This window comes from Streptomyces sp. YS415 (genome assembly GCF_023544665.1).
Classification (GTDB): domain Bacteria; phylum Actinomycetota; class Actinomycetes; order Streptomycetales; family Streptomycetaceae; genus Streptomyces.
Map to the genome: position 1 here is coordinate 587,685 of NZ_JAMJFL010000001.1, position 16,794 is coordinate 604,478.

At 71.3% G+C, this 16,794-nt stretch carries 17 protein-coding genes; 7 read left to right on the forward strand and 10 right to left on the reverse strand.

Features of this window, described 5'->3' with window-relative positions:
* Positions 1 to 13 precede the first annotated feature (13 nt).
* The 3 genes from M8H82_RS02700 to M8H82_RS02710 form a co-directional block, all read right to left on the reverse strand.
* A complete protein-coding gene (locus M8H82_RS02700; protein ID WP_250070664.1) occupies positions 14 to 811 on the reverse strand; it encodes an SURF1 family protein in 798 nt (265 codons plus the stop codon).
* Between the two features lie 49 nt (positions 812 to 860).
* A complete protein-coding gene (locus tag M8H82_RS02705) occupies positions 861 to 1,094 on the reverse strand; it encodes a hypothetical protein (protein ID WP_250070665.1) in 234 nt (77 codons plus the stop codon).
* A 79-nt stretch (positions 1,095 to 1,173) separates the two neighbouring features.
* On the reverse strand, positions 1,174 to 2,160 hold the full coding sequence (locus M8H82_RS02710; RefSeq protein ID WP_250070666.1) for a DEDDh family exonuclease: 987 nt from the start codon (positions 2,158 to 2,160) through the stop codon (positions 1,174 to 1,176).
* A 232-nt stretch (positions 2,161 to 2,392) separates the two neighbouring features.
* On the opposite strand from M8H82_RS02710, the gene M8H82_RS02715 reads away from it, so the two are divergent.
* From M8H82_RS02715 to M8H82_RS02725, 3 genes are read left to right on the forward strand one after another with little or no spacing between them, the layout of a single operon-like run.
* A complete protein-coding gene (locus M8H82_RS02715; RefSeq protein WP_250070668.1) occupies positions 2,393 to 3,253 on the forward strand; it encodes a sterol desaturase family protein in 861 nt (286 codons plus the stop codon).
* A complete protein-coding gene (locus tag M8H82_RS02720) occupies positions 3,250 to 3,909 on the forward strand; it encodes a lysoplasmalogenase (protein ID WP_250070669.1) in 660 nt (219 codons plus the stop codon). Before M8H82_RS02715 ends, M8H82_RS02720 begins: the two co-directional genes overlap by 4 nt.
* A 34-nt stretch (positions 3,910 to 3,943) precedes the next feature.
* A complete protein-coding gene (locus M8H82_RS02725) occupies positions 3,944 to 4,987 on the forward strand; it encodes a zinc-dependent alcohol dehydrogenase family protein (RefSeq protein WP_250070671.1) in 1,044 nt (347 codons plus the stop codon).
* A gap of 18 nt (positions 4,988 to 5,005) precedes the next feature.
* Here the strand turns inward: M8H82_RS02725 and M8H82_RS02730 are convergent, their stop codons facing one another.
* From M8H82_RS02730 to M8H82_RS02745, 4 genes are all read right to left on the reverse strand, one after another.
* Positions 5,006 to 6,004, reverse strand: a complete 999-nt coding sequence (locus M8H82_RS02730; protein WP_250070673.1) for a CopD family protein — start codon at positions 6,002 to 6,004, stop codon at positions 5,006 to 5,008.
* 100 nt (positions 6,005 to 6,104) lie between these two features.
* Positions 6,105 to 7,457 (reverse strand): CoA transferase, encoded by a 1,353-nt coding sequence (locus M8H82_RS02735; RefSeq protein ID WP_250070675.1) that lies wholly within the window; start codon positions 7,455 to 7,457, stop codon positions 6,105 to 6,107.
* 110 nt (positions 7,458 to 7,567) lie between these two features.
* Positions 7,568 to 9,061: a S8 family serine peptidase gene (locus M8H82_RS02740; protein WP_250070677.1), complete on the reverse strand. Its 1,494-nt coding sequence runs from the start codon at positions 9,059 to 9,061 to the stop codon at positions 7,568 to 7,570.
* 25 nt (positions 9,062 to 9,086) lie between these two features.
* Entirely contained in the window at positions 9,087 to 10,613 is a 1,527-nt protein-coding gene (locus M8H82_RS02745) for a S8 family serine peptidase (RefSeq protein ID WP_250070679.1), read from the reverse strand.
* Between the two features lie 303 nt (positions 10,614 to 10,916).
* On the opposite strand from M8H82_RS02745, the gene M8H82_RS02750 reads away from it, so the two are divergent.
* The 3 genes from M8H82_RS02750 (at position 10,917) to moaA (ending at position 14,029) form a co-directional block, all read left to right on the forward strand.
* On the forward strand, positions 10,917 to 11,273 hold the full coding sequence (locus M8H82_RS02750) for a DUF485 domain-containing protein (RefSeq protein WP_250070681.1): 357 nt from the start codon (positions 10,917 to 10,919) through the stop codon (positions 11,271 to 11,273).
* Positions 11,270 to 12,892 (forward strand): cation acetate symporter, encoded by a 1,623-nt coding sequence (locus tag M8H82_RS02755; RefSeq protein ID WP_250070682.1) that lies wholly within the window; start codon positions 11,270 to 11,272, stop codon positions 12,890 to 12,892. The genes M8H82_RS02750 and M8H82_RS02755 overlap by 4 nt, the downstream gene beginning before the upstream one ends.
* A gap of 147 nt (positions 12,893 to 13,039) precedes the next feature.
* Complete coding sequence (gene moaA / locus M8H82_RS02760) at positions 13,040 to 14,029, forward strand: GTP 3',8-cyclase MoaA (RefSeq protein ID WP_250070683.1); 990 nt, start codon at positions 13,040 to 13,042, stop codon at positions 14,027 to 14,029.
* Between the two features lie 4 nt (positions 14,030 to 14,033).
* Here moaA and M8H82_RS02765 read toward each other — a convergent pair whose 3' ends face one another.
* Both M8H82_RS02765 and M8H82_RS02770 read right to left on the reverse strand, forming a co-directional pair.
* Entirely contained in the window at positions 14,034 to 14,252 is a 219-nt protein-coding gene (locus tag M8H82_RS02765; protein WP_250070684.1) for a hypothetical protein, read from the reverse strand.
* Between the two features lie 212 nt (positions 14,253 to 14,464).
* Positions 14,465 to 14,863, reverse strand: coding sequence for a DUF3099 domain-containing protein (locus M8H82_RS02770; protein WP_250070685.1), 399 nt, complete (start codon positions 14,861 to 14,863; stop codon positions 14,465 to 14,467).
* Between the two features lie 245 nt (positions 14,864 to 15,108).
* Here M8H82_RS02770 and M8H82_RS02775 point away from each other — a divergent pair, with 245 nt between their 5' ends.
* Positions 15,109 to 15,387: a GlsB/YeaQ/YmgE family stress response membrane protein gene (locus M8H82_RS02775; RefSeq protein WP_250070686.1), complete on the forward strand. Its 279-nt coding sequence runs from the start codon at positions 15,109 to 15,111 to the stop codon at positions 15,385 to 15,387.
* Positions 15,388 to 15,462: 75 nt separating this feature from the next.
* Here M8H82_RS02775 and tyrS read toward each other — a convergent pair whose 3' ends face one another.
* Positions 15,463 to 16,731: a tyrosine--tRNA ligase gene (gene tyrS, locus M8H82_RS02780; RefSeq protein ID WP_250070687.1), complete on the reverse strand. Its 1,269-nt coding sequence runs from the start codon at positions 16,729 to 16,731 to the stop codon at positions 15,463 to 15,465.
* Between the last annotated feature and the right edge of the window lie 63 nt (positions 16,732 to 16,794).

Consider the following 16,794-nt stretch of genomic DNA (forward strand, 5'->3'; position numbering starts at 1 on the left):
CCGGCCGGACGGCTCACACCGCTGCGGGCTCGCTCTCCGCGGCGGGCTGCCCGGTCGCGCGGGCCCGGCGGTCGCGCAGCTCGCGGCGGACCAGGACCACCCAGCCGGCGGGGACGCCCGCGGCGAACAGCCACCACTGGACGGCGTAGGCGTAGTTCAGCGCGGCGTCCTCCTTGCCGGGCTTGCCGAGCTGCTGCGGGGTGTCGCCCTTGGGGGGCGGTCCGGTCTGCACGAGGTAGCCGCCGAGCACCCGGGCGTCGAGGCGGCGCGCCTCCTGCTCGCTGTTGATCAGCATGATCTGGCGGTCGGGCAGGCCCTCCAGGTCCTTGATGCCGCTCGCCTCGGTCGTCTCGTCGGGCATCAGCCGGCCGGTGACGGTGAGCTCGCCGCTCGGCGGGGCGGGAACCTTCGGGTACGCGCTCTGGCTCGCGGCCCGGTCGGCGGGGATCCAGCCCCGGTTGACCAGCAGCACCTTGCCGTCGCGCAGCACGAACGGGGTGAGCACGTGGTAGCCGACCTCGTCGTCGCCGTTGGTGCGGCGGCGGACGACGACCTCGTCGTCGGTGTCGAAGTGCCCGGTGGCGGTGACGGTGCGGTACCGCTCGTTCCTGGTGACGGCGTGGCCGGGGGCGGTCAGCCGCTCGACGGGTACCGGCTTCGCGGCCAGTGAGTCGGCGACCAGCTGGTTGCGGGCGGTGCGCTCGTCGTAGCGGTGCATCTGCCAGATGCCCAGCCTGATCATCGTGGGGATGAGCAGCAGGGCGACCAGCGTGAGGATCACCCACTGCCGGGACAACAGGAAGCGGTACACCCCACGACCGTACAACTCGGTCGTGGGGTGCTTTCAGGCGGGTACCGGGTCAGACCTTGTCGATGATGCCCGCCTTTCCCTCCGCGCGGGCGCAGTGGGCACCGCAGTACCAGTGGCCCTCGACCTCGACGCCCTGCCCGATGATCTGGACGCGGCAGTGCTCGCAGATGGGGGCCATGCGATGGATCGCACAGGCGAAGCAGTCGAAGACGTGCACCGCGCCCTGTGCACGAATCTCGAAGGTCATTCCGTAGTCATTGCCGCAAACTTCGCATCTCGCCATGCGCCACAGGGTGGGCCGTCGGCGCGGTGCGAGCGAGTGGGCGCCGGGCGAGTCGCACGGCAATCACCCATCCGTACGGTCACTGCTCGGGTGCCGGCTCCACATCGGCGAGGAGCTGTCCGAACGCCGCCTCGTCCACCACGGGGGTGCCGTACTGCTGGGCCTTGACCACCTTGGAGGTGCCCGAGTCCGGGTCGTTGGTGACGAGCAGGCTGGTCAGCCGGGAGATGCTGGTGGCGACATGCAGTCCGGCCTCGACCGCCCGGTCCTCCAGCAGGTCGCGCTCGACGGAGGTGTCGCCGGAGAAGGCGATGCGCATGCCCTGCTTGAGTCGTTTGCCCTCTTCGTACCGGCCTGGGTTGGGATAGGGGCAGGCGGGCCGTTTGCGGGCGGGGCGCCAACTCGTGGGCCGGTAGCCCCCGTAGCCGCCCTGCTGCTGCCGCGGCACCGCCCGGTCCGTCCACTCGGTCAGCGGTCGGCACTCGTGCAGCGGAAGCCGTACGCCGCCCTCGGCCGCCGCCTTCAGGCTCGGCCGGAACGCCTCCGCCAGCACGCGCGCGTCGTCCAGCGCGTGGTGCGCGCGCTGCTGGACGACGCCGAAGTGCGCGGCCAGCGACTCCAGCTTGTGGTTGGGCAGCGGCAGGCCCAGCTCCTTGGAGAGCGCGATGGTGCACAGCCGCTGCCGCACCGGCGCCTCGCACCGGGCGCGTGCGTACTCGCGGGCGATCATCTGCCAGTCGAAGACGGCGTTGTGCGCGACGAGCACCCGGTCCGCCAGGCGCGCGGAGAACTCCTCGGCGATGTCCGGGAAGAGGGGCGCTCCCTCCAGTACGTCGCTCGTCAGACCGTGGATCCACACCGGGCCCGGGTCGCGCTCCGGGTTGACCAGCGTGTACCAGTGGTCCTCGACCTCACCGCGCGCGTCCAGCCGGTAGACGGCCGCGGAGATTATCCGGTCGTCCCGGGCCAGCCCGGTGGTCTCCACGTCAACGACCGCGTATCCCTGCGGATACGCGGTCGGCCACCCGGCGGGCGAGGACGCTGCGGTCGTACGGTCTTCGAGCATGGTCACTGAGGATACGGGCCGGGACTGACAGTCCCGGCGCGAGGCCCCGGCTCATCACCCCGTCAGGTGCCCTGCCACGCCCGCCCGTTCGAGCGCCGACCGGGGGAGCGCGTCAAGTCCCCTCCTGGGTCCCCCTTTGGCGGAGATCGCCAACAAGTAAGCGCGTACCCCTGGTAATACTTGTGAGTAACAACGTCTAGCCCTGGGCGACCTGCGGTTCTACGGTGCCAGCATGCCGAACCTGCCCGATGTCGTGCTGTGGTCGATACCCGCCTTCGTCCTGCTCACCGTGGTCGAGATGATCAGCGTCCGCCTCCATCCCGACGAGGAGGCCGCGGGGTACGAGACGAAGGACACCGCGACCAGCCTCGGCATGGGGGTCGGCAGTCTGTTCTTCGACTTCCTGTGGAAGATCCCCATCGTCGCCGTCTACACGGCCCTCTACGAGCTGACGCCGCTGCGGGTGGCCGTCCTGTGGTGGACGGTCCCGTTGATGCTGCTCGCGCAGGACTTCTTCTACTACTGGTCCCACCGCGGCCACCACGTCGTCCGCATCCTGTGGGCCTGCCACGTCGTGCACCACTCCAGCAAGAAGTTCAACCTCACCACCGCGCTGCGCCAGCCCTGGACCTCCCTGACCGTCTGGCCGTTCTACGTCCCCCTCATCGCCTGCGGTGTGCACCCGGCCGCGCTCGCCTTCTGCTCCTCGGCCAACCTCGTCTACCAGTTCTGGATCCACACCGAGCGCATCGACAAGATGCCCCGGTGGTTCGAGTTCGTCTTCAACACGCCCTCCCACCACCGCGTCCACCACGCCTCCCAGGGCGGCTACCTGGACCGCAACTTCGGCGGCATTCTCATCGTCTGGGACCGGCTGTTCGGTTCCTTCGTCGCCGAGACCGAGCGTCCCGTCTTCGGGCTGACCAAGAACATCGACACGTACAACCCCGTGAAGGTCGCCACCCACGAGTACGTCTCCCTCGCCAAGGACCTGAAGGCGGCGCGCCGTTGGCGGGACCGGGCCGGGCTCCTCCTGCGCGGGCCCGGCTGGCAGCCCGTCCCGCAGCCCGCGCGGGAGAGCGTGTCGGCGTGAAGCGCCTCCTCCTGGCGGCCTTCGCCCTGGCCGCCCTCGTCGACCTGGGCTGTCTGGCCGCCGGCTTCGACCCCGGGCACCTCGTCGCCAAGCCGCTGCTGATGCCGCTGCTCGCCGGGTACGCCGCCGTGTCCGGGGCGCCCCGGCTGCTCGTCGCCGCCCTGCTGTGCGGCTGGGGCGGCGACGTCCTGCTGCTCTTCGACGCCGAGCCGGCGTTCCTCGCCGGCATGGGCTCCTTCGCGGCCGGGCACGTCTGCTACCTGCTGCTGTTCCGGGCGCGCGGGAGGCACCAGCCGTTCCTGCTCGCCGTGTACAGCGTCGCCCTCACCACCACCGTCGCCGCGCTCTGGCCCCACCTCCCGGCCGACCTGCGCGTCCCGGTCGCCGGCTACAGCCTGCTGCTCACGGCGATGGCGTACCGGGCGGGCAGCCGGTTCGGCCTCCTCACCGGGCTCGGCGGCGCGCTCTTCATGCTCTCCGACACCCTCATCGCGACCGGCGTCGCCGAGTGGGCCCAGCCGCCCCGGCCGGACCTGTGGATCATGCTCACCTATATTGCGGCGCAGTTCCTGCTCGTCACCGGCACACTGAGAACGCTCGAAGCGCATCCGTACCCGGCGGCGACGTACGGTGAGGTGCGCCCGGCCACCCCCTGAGCGCTCCCACACCCCGCAGGAGAAGGACCTCGCCATGCGCGCCACCACCATCCACGCCCCGTTCGACATGCGGGTGGCGGACGTACCCGACGCCGTCGTCCAGCTGCCCACCGACGCCGTCGTGCGGGTGCTGCGCGCCTGCATCTGCGGCAGCGACCTGTGGGCCTACCGCGGCGAGGCGGCCCGGCAGCCCGGTCAGCGGATCGGGCACGAGTTCCTCGGCGTCGTCGAGGAGACCGGCTCCGAGGTCTCCGGCGTACGGACCGGCGACCTGGTCGTCGCGCCCTTCATGTGGTCCGACGGCGTCTGCGACTACTGCCGGGAGGGCCTGACCACCTCCTGCGAGCACGGCGGCTTCTGGGGCTCCGTCGGCTACGACGGCGGCCAGGGCGAGGCCGTGCGCGTGCCCTTCGCCGACGGCACCCTCGTCCGGCTGCCCCAGGAAGCCGCCTCCGACGAGCGGCTGCTGGCCGCCCTGCTCACCCTGTCCGACGTGATGGGCACCGGCCACCACGCCGCCCTCACCGCGGGCGCCCGGCCGGGAGCCACGGTCGCCGTGGTCGGGGACGGAGCCGTCGGCCTGTGTGCCGTGCTCGCCGCCCAGCGGCTCGGCGCCGAGCGGATCATCGCACTCGGCCGCCACCAGGCCCGTACCGACATCGCCCGCCGCTTCGGCGCCACCGACGTCGTCGCCGAGCGCGGCGAGGCCGCCGTGGACGCCGTCCGCGCACTCACCCGCGGCCAGGGCGCGCACGCCGTCGTCGAGGCGGTCGGCACCGAGCAGTCCATGCGCACGGCCGTGAACATCACCCGCGACGGCGGCGGCATCGGCTTCGTCGGCGTGCCGCACGGCAGCGGCACCGGGCTCGACCTCGGCGTCATGTTCGACCGGAACATCGCCCTGCGCGGCGGTGTCGCGCCGGTCCGCGCCTACATTCCCGAGCTGCTGCCCGACATCCTGGACGGCACCATCGACCCCTCGCCGGTCTTCGATCTGACGGTCGGCCTGGAGGGCGTGCCCGACGGCTACCGGGCGATGGACGAGCGGGTGGCGCTCAAGGTGATGGTCACCATCTGACGGGCCTCAAGGTCACGGTCACCATCTGATCGGCACCGGCAACGCCGTCAGCAGCCCCGACACCGCCACGACCAGCCCCAGCGCGACGACCTCCACGCGCGCGGGGGCGCAGGCCGTGAGCGGGTCGGCGGCCCGGCCCAGCCGGATCCGCGCCCACAGGGCGAGCGCGGCGACGGCGGCCACCAGCAGCACCTTGGCGAGCAGCACGCGCCCGTACGCCGTCGCCGTCAACTGCTCGACGATCGTCTCGGGCGGCATGCGGCGCAGCGAACTGCACACGCCGGTCGCCGTGATGGCGGCCAGCAGAACGGCCGCCACGCGCGCGTAGAGCCCGAGCAGCGCCGCCCCGGACGGCGGACCGCCGCGCAGGCTCCGCAGGACGTGCAGCAGACCGCCCGCCCACAGCGCCGCACACGTGAGATGGACCAGCGTCAGGCCGGAACCGGCGAGCGGGGACTGCTCGGTCACCGGATGCGCGCGCAGCGCCTCGGCGACGACGACCGCGGCCAGCGGCCACAGTTGGGTGCCGGGCCGCCGCGACAGCGCGCACAGCCCGGCCACGGCGAAGGCGTTGACCTCCAGCAGGGCGAGCTTGCCGTCGCGGGTGGCGTACAGGCCGCCGACGTCGAGGTCGGAGAGGCCCTCCGGTACGAGGTTGCCGGTGGAGACGACGGAGGCCAGTCCCAGGGCGGCGAGGAAACCGGCGCCTGCCGCCCAGGGCGCCCAACTGCGGGGCGGCGGGGGAGCACCGGGGACGGAACGGGCCAGCCGGTTCACGAACAGTTCGCCGAACGGCACGCACAGGGCCGCGAACAGCACCGTCCGCAGCAGCGCGATGCCGCCGGTGCCGGGGGCTGCGGCCTCCCCGGTGTCGTGCAGGGCGGGGGACGGCCCGAGCAGCGGTATCAGCGCCCCCAGGGCCACCAGCACGAGGACGGCCACGGCGCGGCCGGTGCCGGGGCCGCGCCGGGGCCCGCTCGTGTCGGCCACCTCCGACGTGGGTCGTATCAAGGTCACCTCATGATCTTCACCAGTCGCCCCAGAACCGGGCAAGCGCTGGAAAACAACTGGCGGTACGGCATTCCGCCCATGAGTACGTTTTCGGACGGCCCGCATCTCAGCTCCAGCCCGCCGGATCGGCGCCCAGGGGGCCGGGCGGGCGTGCCCAGTCACCGGGCCCGCCCTCGTAGGCCACCGGCGGCAGGGCGTACCGCAGCCGCCCGAGCGCGCTGTCCGTCTCGGCCAGCCAGGGCTCCGGCCCCTCGTACGCCACCCCGCCCGTGCCGGTCGCGTCGATTCCGTCCGTCAGCCACAGCGCGGTGCGCGCCAGCGCCAGCCGTACGACCCTGCTGCCGCCGTCGTCGGCCTGCTCGGTCAGGGCGCGCAGCACGGCCGCCGCGAGCAGGTAGCCGGTGCCGTGGTCGAGCGCCTGGGCGGGCAGTGCGCCCGGCCGCTGGGCCGAGCCCTCCGTGACGGCGATGCCGGTCGCCGCCTGGACCAGGCTGTCGAACCCGCGCCGCCGTCCCCAGGGCCCGGACGTGCCCCACGCCGACACCTGCGCCACGACCACCCCGGGCCGGCGCTCCGCCAGCGCCTCGGGGGCCAGCCCGAACCGGTCCAGGGCGCCCGGCCGGTACCCGGTGACGACCACGTCGGCGCTCTTCAACAGCTCCTCCAGGGCGCGCCGGTCCGCCCTCAGGTCCAGCGTGGCGGACCGCTTGCCGAACCCCGTGTCCGCGTGCTGGTCGGGGAGTTCGGGGTACCGCGGCGGATCGACGCGCAGCACGTCCGCGCCGAGCAGGGCGAGGGTGCGGGTGCCGACCGGGCCCGCGAGGACCCGGGTGAGGTCCAGGACCCGGACCCCGTCCAGCGGGAGCGCCGGACCGGCCGACGGAAGCACGCGCGCGGGGGCCGGGTCCAGCCGCTCCCGTTCCACCAGCGGACGCCCGGCCACCGCGCGGGCCTGCGGATGCGCCGCCCACTCCTCGGGCGTCCGTACCGCGACCGCGAGGCCGCCCGCCGCGTACACGGCCTCCTCGACCTGTGCGGCGGACCGCTCCGCGAGCGCCGCCTCGACGCCGTCCGGACGACAGCCCAGCGCCGTCAGCAACCGCTCCGTGTGGTGCGGGTAGTTGGCGTGCGTGCGCACCCAGCCGTCCGCTGTCCGCCAGAACCGCGACAGGGGTGCGAAGGCGACCGGCGCCCGGCCATCGATCAACAGATGCCGTTCACTCGCGAACGCCGTACCGACAACGCCGTCGTCCACCCGGACCCCGGGCACCACCCGCAGCCGGGCCCCCCGCGCACCGAGTTCGGCGGCGGCCAGCGCGCACGCGCTCACGCACGCGCGTGCCAACTCCCGCACCGGAAGCCGTCCCTGGAGCACCCCCTCGCGCGGAACGGTCGACAGCCGCGGAAGAAGCGCGGGATCGCCGCCCAGCGCGGCCCAGGCGTACGTCAGGGAGTCCATGACCGCACTATGCAGTATTGACTGAATCAATACATGACGCGGCCCGTCCTCCCCACCGCGCGAAAGGGCCGGACGGTGGCTCCGTCCGGCCCTTCACCTGCTGGTGTCCGCTACTTCGTGACCGCGTCCAGCGCGTCCGTCATGCCCCAGCCGTAGAACCCGTTGCGGTTCTTCGAGCCCTCGCACACCGCGTCGATCTTGCCGTCGCCGTCGATGTCGTACGGGTCGGTGCACGCCGTGGCGTCGGCCTGGGCGTACAGCAGCGCCTTGACCGCGGCCGGCGGCGCCCACGGGTGCGTCGACTTGATGAGCGCGGCGACGCCCGCGACGTGCGGCGAGGCCATCGACGTACCGGCCATGTAGCCCCACTTGCCGCCGGGCAGCGTGCCCAGGATCAGGCCGCTGGTGGCCGGCGGGGCCGGGGTCTGGAAGCGGGTCGAGTCGCCGCCGGGCGCGGCGATGTCGATCACGCCGAGACCGTGGTTGGAGAAGGACGACTTGATGCCCTTCGCGCCGGTCGACGCCACCGTCACGATGCCCGGCAGCTGGGTCGGTATGTCGAGGCACTCGGACGGGTCGATGACCCGCTCCGAGGGCGTGCCGTCGTTCGGCGAGACCGGGTCGGTGATCTCGTCGGCCGCGAGGTCGTAGTTCTCGTTGCCGGCCGCCGCGACGTTGACGGCGCCCTTCTTCTCCGCGTACCGCGAGGCCCGGGTGATGGCGTCGACGAGCGCCTTCTGGTCCGGGTCGTTCTTGCAGTTGAAGTACCACGGGTCGGTGTAATAGCTGTTGTTCGTCACGTCGACCCCGTGCTCGGCCGCCCACACGAAGCCGCACACGACGGCCTCCGTGTAGAAGTACCCGGCGGTCGTCGACACCTTGATGCCGGAGACCTTCACCCCGGGCGCGACACCGGTCATGCCGACGCCGTTCTTGGCGGCGGCGATCTCACCGGCCACGTGCGTGCCGTGCGCGCTCTCGGTCGGGCCCGGCCGCCAGGCGCCGTCGGCGGTGTCGGGCTTGCCCGTCACGCAGTTGACCGACGCCGCACGGTCGAAGTTGGGCGCGAGGTCGGGGTGGGTGTCGTCGACGCCGGTGTCGATCACCGCGACGGTGACGTCCCGGCTGCCCAGCGACTTCTCGTGCGCCTTGTCCGCCTTGATGGCAGGCAGGTCCCACTGCAGGGGCTGGAGCGGGTCCTGGCCCTCGGCCACCTCGACGGCCGCGGCCTCGGCGGTGCCGAGCACCTTCGGCGTGCCGACGTCCGTCGTCGACTGGGCAGGCAGCGGCGCGTTGCGGGTGTTGCCGGCCGAGGCCACCCCGGGCACCGTGCGCAGCGTCTTGGCGAAGTCGGGGTTCGCCGAGTGGACGACGATCACACCGATCTGGTCGTACGAGGTCACGATCGTGCCGCCGGCCTGGGCGATGGCCCGCTCCACGCGCGGTGAAGGGCCGTGGCCGGGCTGGACGTTGACGACGTAGCTGAGCGACGTCGCGTCCGGCTCGGCCGCCGCCGACACGTTCGGCAGCAGGGCGAGCGCCGTCGCCATGGCCATCCCGGCGGGGACGGCCAGCACGCGGCGAGAGCGGAAGTGCGCTGTCATGGTGTCAGTTTCTCCCGTTCGTGTCCTACTTGACCGCGCGCAGCGCGTTGACGATGCCGAAGCCGTAGAAGCCGTTCACGCGCGTGCCGCCCTCGCACACCGCGTCCTGGGTGCCGTCGCCGTTCTGGTCGTAGGACTCGGGGCAGCCCGGGTTGTCCGCCTGCGCCTTCAGCATCGCCTGGAGCGCGGCTCCGTTCGCCCACGGGTGCTTGGACTTCAGCAGCGCGGCCACGCCCGCGGCGTGCGGCGAGGCCATCGAGGTGCCCTGGAGGAAGGCGTACTGCCCGTTGGGCATGGTCGACAGGATGCGGCCGTTCTTCGAGGGCGTGTCGGGTATCTGGTACAGCCGGTCGCCGCCCGGGGCCGCGACGTCGACGACGCCCCTGCCGTACGAGGAGTAGTACGACTTGAGGTTCTGCACGCCCGTCGCGCTGACCGTGACGATCCCCGGCAGCTGGGTCGGCACGTCGTAGCACTCGTGCGGGTCGATCGTGCGCTCCACCGGGGTGGAGTCGTCGGGGCTGGAGTCGTCGACGATCGCGTCCGCGTCCAGGTCGTGGTTGGAGTTGCCCGCCGAGGCCAGGTGCAGGGTGCCCTTGCGCTGGGCGTACAGCTGGGCCCGGTTGACCGCGTCGACGATGGCCCGCTGGTCGGGGTCGTCCATGCAGTTGTACAGCCACGGGTCCACGTAGTAGCTGTTGTTCGTGATCTCCACGCCGTGGTCGGCGGCGAACACGAAGGCGCACACGACGCTCTCGGGGTAGAACAGCCCGTTGTCCGGGTCGCTCACCTTGATGCCGGAGACCTTGACGCCGGGGGCCACGCCCGCGACGCCGATGCCGTTGCGGGCGGCGGCGATCTCGCCCGCGACGTGCGTGCCGTGGTAGTCGTCCGCGGTGTACGGCCGCCAGGCGCCCTCACTGGTGTCCGCGACGCCGCCGACGCAGTTGGCCGACTGGGACTTGGAGAAGTTCGGCGCGAGGTCCGGGTGGGTGTCGTCGACGCCAGTGTCGATGACCGCGACGGTCACCTTGCTGCTGCCGGGGTTGATCTTCGCTGCCTTGTCGGCGCCGATGGCGCGCAGGTCCCACTGGTCGGCCTCGAGCGGCTCGGTGTCGGGAGCGGCGGCGGCCGCCGTCCTCGCGGCCTGGGCGTCGGTGAGGAACTCCGCGGCGCCCTGGTCCGTGGTGCCGGCGGCGGCCAGCGGCGCGGTACGCGTCGCACCCGCCGACTGCACTCCGCGCACCTGGCGCAGCTGCTTGCCGAAGTCCGGGTTGGCGGAGTGGGCGACGATCACCCCGATCTTGTCGTACGACGCCACGACGGTTCCCCCGGCCGTGGCGACGGCCTTCTTCACCGACTCGATGGTCCGGCGGTCCGTCGTGGTGTTCACGACGTAGGCCAGGTTCGGCGCGTCCGCGGCCTGCTCGGCGGTGGTCTCCGCGAGCGGGGCGGCCGTCGCGCCGGCCGGCAGGAAGCCGAGCGAAGCGGTCAGCGACAGCACGACGGGGACGGCCAGCGCGAGCCGGCGTCTGGAAGGCAGATGAGCCATGGGATCTCCACATCATCCGGAAACGAAACCGGCCCGAGGCACAGGTGGTGCTCGGGCAGGTACATGACGGGCGTGCAGGGTGAAACTATCTCCCCGCCTCGCTGGCCAGCAATGACCTACAGGCGATGAGTTCGGAAAGTAGTCCGCCGGGTTGAACCGGTCCTCGCGTGGCGCCGTGACGTTGAACAGGGGGCGCGAGCACGATCGAGCTCCCTGCCCACCGCTGAGAACAGAGCCGCCATGTCCGTACCGCACCCGTCCCCGTCCACCGCCGCACCAGCGCCCGTACCGCGAGGAGACTCCGTGGCCACCGACGCACCGCCCCCGTCGAAAGAGCAACACCAACTCCCCTCCACCGAGGAGTTCACCGCGGTGCAGCAGAGCGCGGAGTTCGCCGAACTGCGCCGTTCCTACCGCTCCTTCGCCTTTCCGCTGACCGTCGCCTTCATCGCCTGGTACCTGCTGTACGTGCTGCTGTCGATCTACGCCGGTGACTTCATGGGCACCAAGCTGTTCGGCAACATCAACGTGGCCCTCGTCCTCGGCCTCGCCCAGTTCCTCACCACGTTCCTCATCGCCTGGTGGTACGCGCGGCACGCCGCCGCGAAGCTCGACCCCAAGGCCGACGCGATCAAGTCCCGGATGGAGGGCGGCGCATGAGCACCGCGCACATGTTCCTTGCGGCCGACCCGGCGAGCGAGCACCGCACGCTGATCATCAGCCTCTTCGCGGTCTTCGTCGTCGCGACCCTCGGCATCACGGTGTGGGCGGGCCGCCAGACCAAGGACGCCAACGACTTCTACGCGGGCGGCCGCCAGTTCACCGGCTTCCAGAACGGCCTCGCCGTCTCCGGCGACTACATGTCCGCCGCGTCCTTCCTCGGCATCGCGGGCGCCATCGCCCTGTTCGGCTACGACGGCTTCCTGTACTCCATCGGCTTCCTGGTCGCCTGGCTCATCGCGCTGCTGCTGGTCGCCGAGCCGCTGCGCAACTCCGGCCGCTACACCATGGGCGACGTCCTCGCCTACCGGATGCGCCAGCGCCCGGTCCGCACGGCGGCCGGCACCTCCACGATCGTGGTGTCGATCTTCTACCTGCTGGCGCAGATGGCCGGCGCGGGCGTCCTGGTCTCCTTGCTGATGGGCATCACCAGCGACGCCGGCAAGATCGTCATCGTCGCCCTGGTCGGCGTCCTGATGATCATGTACGTCACCATCGGCGGCATGAAGGGCACCACCTGGGTCCAGATGGTCAAGGCCGTGCTGCTGATGACCGGTGCCCTGCTGCTGACCTTCCTGGTCCTGCTGAAGTTCGACTTCAACGTCTCCGACCTGCTCGGCGCCGCCTCCGACCAGAGCGGCAAGGGCGCGGCGTTCCTGGAGCCCGGCCTGAAGTACGGCGCCACCGGCACCAGCAAGCTGGACTTCATCTCGCTGGGCATCGCGCTGATCCTCGGCACCGCCGGCCTGCCGCACATCCTGATCCGCTTCTACACGGTTCCCACCTCCAAGGCCGCCCGCAAGTCCGTGATCTGGGCGATCGGCCTGATCGGCTCCTTCTACCTGATGACCCTCGCGCTCGGCTTCGGCGCCGCCGCGCTGATCTCACAGGAGGAGATCACCAGCTCCAACAAGGCGGGCAACACGGCGGCCCCGCTGCTCGCGCTGCATCTGGGCGGCGTCGACTCCAACTGGGGCGCCATCCTGCTCGCCACCATCTCCGCGGTCGCCTTCGCGACCATCCTCGCGGTGGTCGCGGGCCTGACGCTGGCCTCGTCCTCGTCGTTCGCCCACGACATCTACGCCAACGTCATCAAGAAGGGGAAGGCCACCGACAAGGAGGAGGTCCGCGCCGCCCGCTGGGCGACCGTCGGCATCGGCGTCGTCTCCATCGCGCTGGGCGCCCTGGCCCGCGACCTGAACGTGGCCGGCCTCGTCGCCCTGGCCTTCGCGGTCGCCGCCTCCGCCAACCTGCCGACGATCCTCTACAGCCTCTTCTGGAAGCGGTTCACCACCCAGGGCGCCCTGTGGTCGATCTACGGCGGTCTGACCACCGCGGTCGGCCTGGTGCTGTTCTCGCCGGTCGTCTCCGGCAAACCCACCTCGATGTTCCCGGACGTCGACTTCCACTGGTTCCCGCTGGAGAACCCCGGCATCATCTCGATCCCGGTCGGCTTCCTGCTGGGCATCATCGGCACCTACCTGTCCAAGGAGGAGCCGGACAAGGGCAAGTACGCCGAGCTGGAGGTCCGGTCCCTGACCGGCACCGGCGCCCACTGAGCACGCCTCCCCGCGCGGCCGCGTCGTAGATCCCTACGACGCGGCCGCGTCTTACCTCGTGGGATCGGGCCCTGTCGTTGTCGGTGCGGTCACGTAGGCTCGCAAGTGACGCAACATGAGTGCTCCGCGACGAGGGAGGGGGCCCACGTGCTCATCGACACCTACGGCCGGGTCGCCACCGACCTGCGCGTCTCGCTGACCGACCGGTGCAATCTGCGCTGCACCTACTGCATGCCCGAGGAGGGCCTGCAGTGGCTGGCCAAGCCCGACCTCCTCACGGACGACGAGATCGTCCGCCTGATCGACATCGCGGTCACCTCCCTCGGCATCGAGGAGGTCCGCTTCACCGGCGGCGAGCCCCTGCTGCGCCCCGGCCTGGTCGGCATCGTCGAGCGCGTCGGGGCCCTCACCCCCCGCCCCCAGATGTCCCTCACCACCAACGGCATCGGCCTGAAGCGCACCGCGAAGGCCCTCAAGGCCGCCGGTCTGGACCGGGTCAATGTCTCCCTGGACACCCTGCGCCCGGACGTCTTCAAGACCCTGACCCGCCGCGACCGGCACCGGGACGTCCTGGAGGGCCTGGAGGCCGCCCGCGACGCCGAGCTGACCCCGGTCAAGGTCAACTCCGTGCTGATGCCGGGGCTGAACGACGACGAGGCGCCCGACCTGCTGGCCTGGGCCGTCGAGCACGACTACGAGCTGCGCTTCATCGAGCAGATGCCGCTGGACGCCCAGCACGGCTGGAAGCGCGACGGCATGATCACCGCGGGCGACATCCTGACCTCGCTGCGCACCCGCTTCGAGCTGACCGAGGAGGGCTCCGAGGAGCGCGGCTCGGCCCCGGCGGAGCGCTGGCTGGTGAACGGCGGACCGCACCGCGTCGGTGTCATCGCCTCCGTCACCCGGCCGTTCTGCTCGGCCTGCGACCGCACCCGTCTCACCGCCGACGGCCAGGTCCGCACCTGTCTGTTCGCCCGCGAGGAGACGGACCTGCGCGCGGCGCTGCGCTCCGACGCCCCCGACGAGGAAATCGCCCGGATCTGGCGGCTCGCGATGTGGGGCAAGAAGGCGGGAGCGGGTCTGGACGACCCGAGCTTCGTCCAGCCGGACCGCCCGATGTCGGCGATCGGCGGCTGAAACCTTACGGTCCCGCGGGCTCTTCCCACTCGGCGAACGGCACGACGTCCTTCAGGAACCCCCGCACCCCCAGGAACTGGGAGAGATGCTCCCGGTGCTCCTCGCAGGCCAGCCAGGTCTTGCGCCGCTCCGGCGTATGGATCTTGGGGTTGTTCCAGGCCAGCACCCATGTCGCGGCCGCACGGCAGCCCTTGGCGGAGCAGATGGGGGTCTCGTCACTCACGGATTCGTCTCACAGGAGTCAACAAAAGGCGACGCCGAGCAGCCACGGGGGGAGCTGCCCGGCGTCGGTCAGTCGCTCCGACGGGGGATGCGGAGCGCCTACGAAGTATGTCATGGGTCACCCGCGGCCCGGCACCGGAACAGCACTATTGATCTGAGCTTTTCTTGAGCTTGGTGCGGAGGTTGCTTCCGTTTGTCAGCGCCTCGCCAAGGTCATTTCCGGTCATGTGTTTCGCCCGCCGGACCCGGTGCCGGATCACGGATCACATCTTCCGGGACGGGTTCCGCGAAGGGCACGTCCGGCCCCGGTCCGGCGATCATCGGACGCGTCGGCGCGACCACGAAAGTGGAAGGGAGCGACGGCGCGTTCTCCCGCCCGGCGTTGGCGATCACCACCGCGATGTACGGCATGACCACGCCGAGCACCAACGCCACGACGGCCACGTGCCGTTCGACGTTCCACAGGGTCGCGGCCAGGATCACCGACAGCGTACGGACCGACATCGAGATGACGTACCGGCGCTGCCGCCCTCGTACGTCCTCCTGGAGGCTCGTCCGGGCTCCGGTGATCCGGAATACCTGGGAGCTGCCTCCGTCGTGCTGCTTCCGCATCACATTCCACCATCCGCCCGCATCGGACTTTCCCCTGCCCGCACCCGGACCGCCACCGGCCGGGAGGCCGGGCCCGGACACCCTCCACGGTACGCCTGGCCTGCGCCGCCTACGAGACCGGGGCACCTTCCGCCCGGGCGACGGACCTCGGCCGTCCCGCGTACGGCCGTACCCGGCATGCGGCGTAGGCGGGGCGGCCCGAGACTGGGCGTAATGCTCACGTCGAGCCGTACAAGGAGGCAGCAATGGGCTGGTTGTGGGCCATCATCGTGGGATTCGTGCTGGGACTGATCGCCAAAGCGATCCTGCCCGGCAAGCAGCACAGTCCCCTCTGGCTGACCACCATCTTCGGCATGCTCGGCGCCATCGTCGGCAACGCCCTCGCCCGCGCGATGGGTGTCGAGGAGACCTCCGGCATCGACTGGAGCCGGCACATCTTCCAGCTCGTCGCCGCGCTCATCATCGTGGGCGTGGGGGACATGGCCTACATGGCGACCCTGGGCAAGCGGAAACAGCGGACCTGAGCGGACGTACGACGCCTCAGCGGGCGTACGACGAAGGGGCGGCCCTCCCGGTGGAGAGCCGCCCCTTCGGTGTGCCTAGGCCCCGGTGACCTCGACCGCGGCGAGGTTCTTCTTGCCCCGGCGCAGCACCAGCCAGCGTCCGTGCAGCAGATCCTCCGCCGCCGGTACGGCGTCCTCGGCGGTGACCTTCGCGTTGTTCACGTAGGCCCCGCCCTCCTTGATCGTCCGCCGCGCCGCCGACTTGCTCGCCACCAGCCCGACCTCCGCGAACAGATCCACCACCGGCGCCGGCTCCGCGACCTTGATGTGCGGCACCTCGGACAGCGCCGCCGCCAGCGTCCGGTCGTCCAGCTCCGCCAGCTCGCCCTGCCCGAAGAGGGCGCGGCTCGCGGCGATCACGGCAGCCGTCTGGTCGGCGCCGTGCACCAGGGTCGTCAGCTCCTCGGCCAGCGCCCGCTGCGCGGCCCGGGCCTGCGGCCGCTCCTCGGTCTGCGTCTCCAGCTCCTCCAGCTCCTCACGGGACCGGAAGGACAGGATGCGCAGGTACGTCGAGATGTCCCGGTCGTCCACGTTCAGCCAGAACTGGTAGAACGCGTACGGCGTCGTCATCTCGGGGTCGAGCCAGACGGCGCCGCCCTCGGTCTTGCCGAACTTGGTGCCGTCCGCCTTGACCATCAGCGGGGTCGCCACGCAGTGCACCTCGGCCTCGGGCTCCAGCCGGTGGATCAGGTCCAGACCCGCCGTGAGGTTGCCCCACTGGTCGCTGCCGCCCTGCTGGAGGGTGCAGCCGTACCGGCGGTACAGCTCGAGGAAGTCCATGCCCTGCAGCAGCTGGTAGCTGAACTCGGTGTAGCTGATGCCCTCCTGGGACTCCAGGCGCCGGGCGACCGAGTCCTTGGTGAGCATCTTGTTGACGCGGAAGTGCTTGCCGATGTCGCGCAGGAACTCGATGGCCGACATCCCGGCCGTCCAGTCCAGGTTGTTGACCATCACCGCGGCGTTCTCGCCCTCGAAGGACAGGAACGGCTCGATCTGTGCGCGCAGCCGGTGCACCCAGTTCGCGACCGTCTCCGGGTCGTTCAGGGTGCGCTCGGCCGTCGGACGCGGGTCGCCGATCTGGCCGGTGGCGCCGCCGACCAGGGCCAGCGGACGCAGGCCCGCCTGCTGCAGCCGGCGCATGGTGAGGACCTGCACCAGGTGACCGACGTGCAGACTGGCCGCGGTCGGGTCGAACCCGCAATAGAACGTGACGGGACCGTCCGCGAGCGCCTTGCGCAAAGCGTCCTCGTCAGTGGACAGGGCCCACAGGCCACGCCACTTCAGCTCGTCGACGATGTCCGTCACGGTTCTCGTATCTCCTCGGAAGTGCTGCTCGAAAGGGCCGCTCGAAAGTGCTGCGGGTCGGGT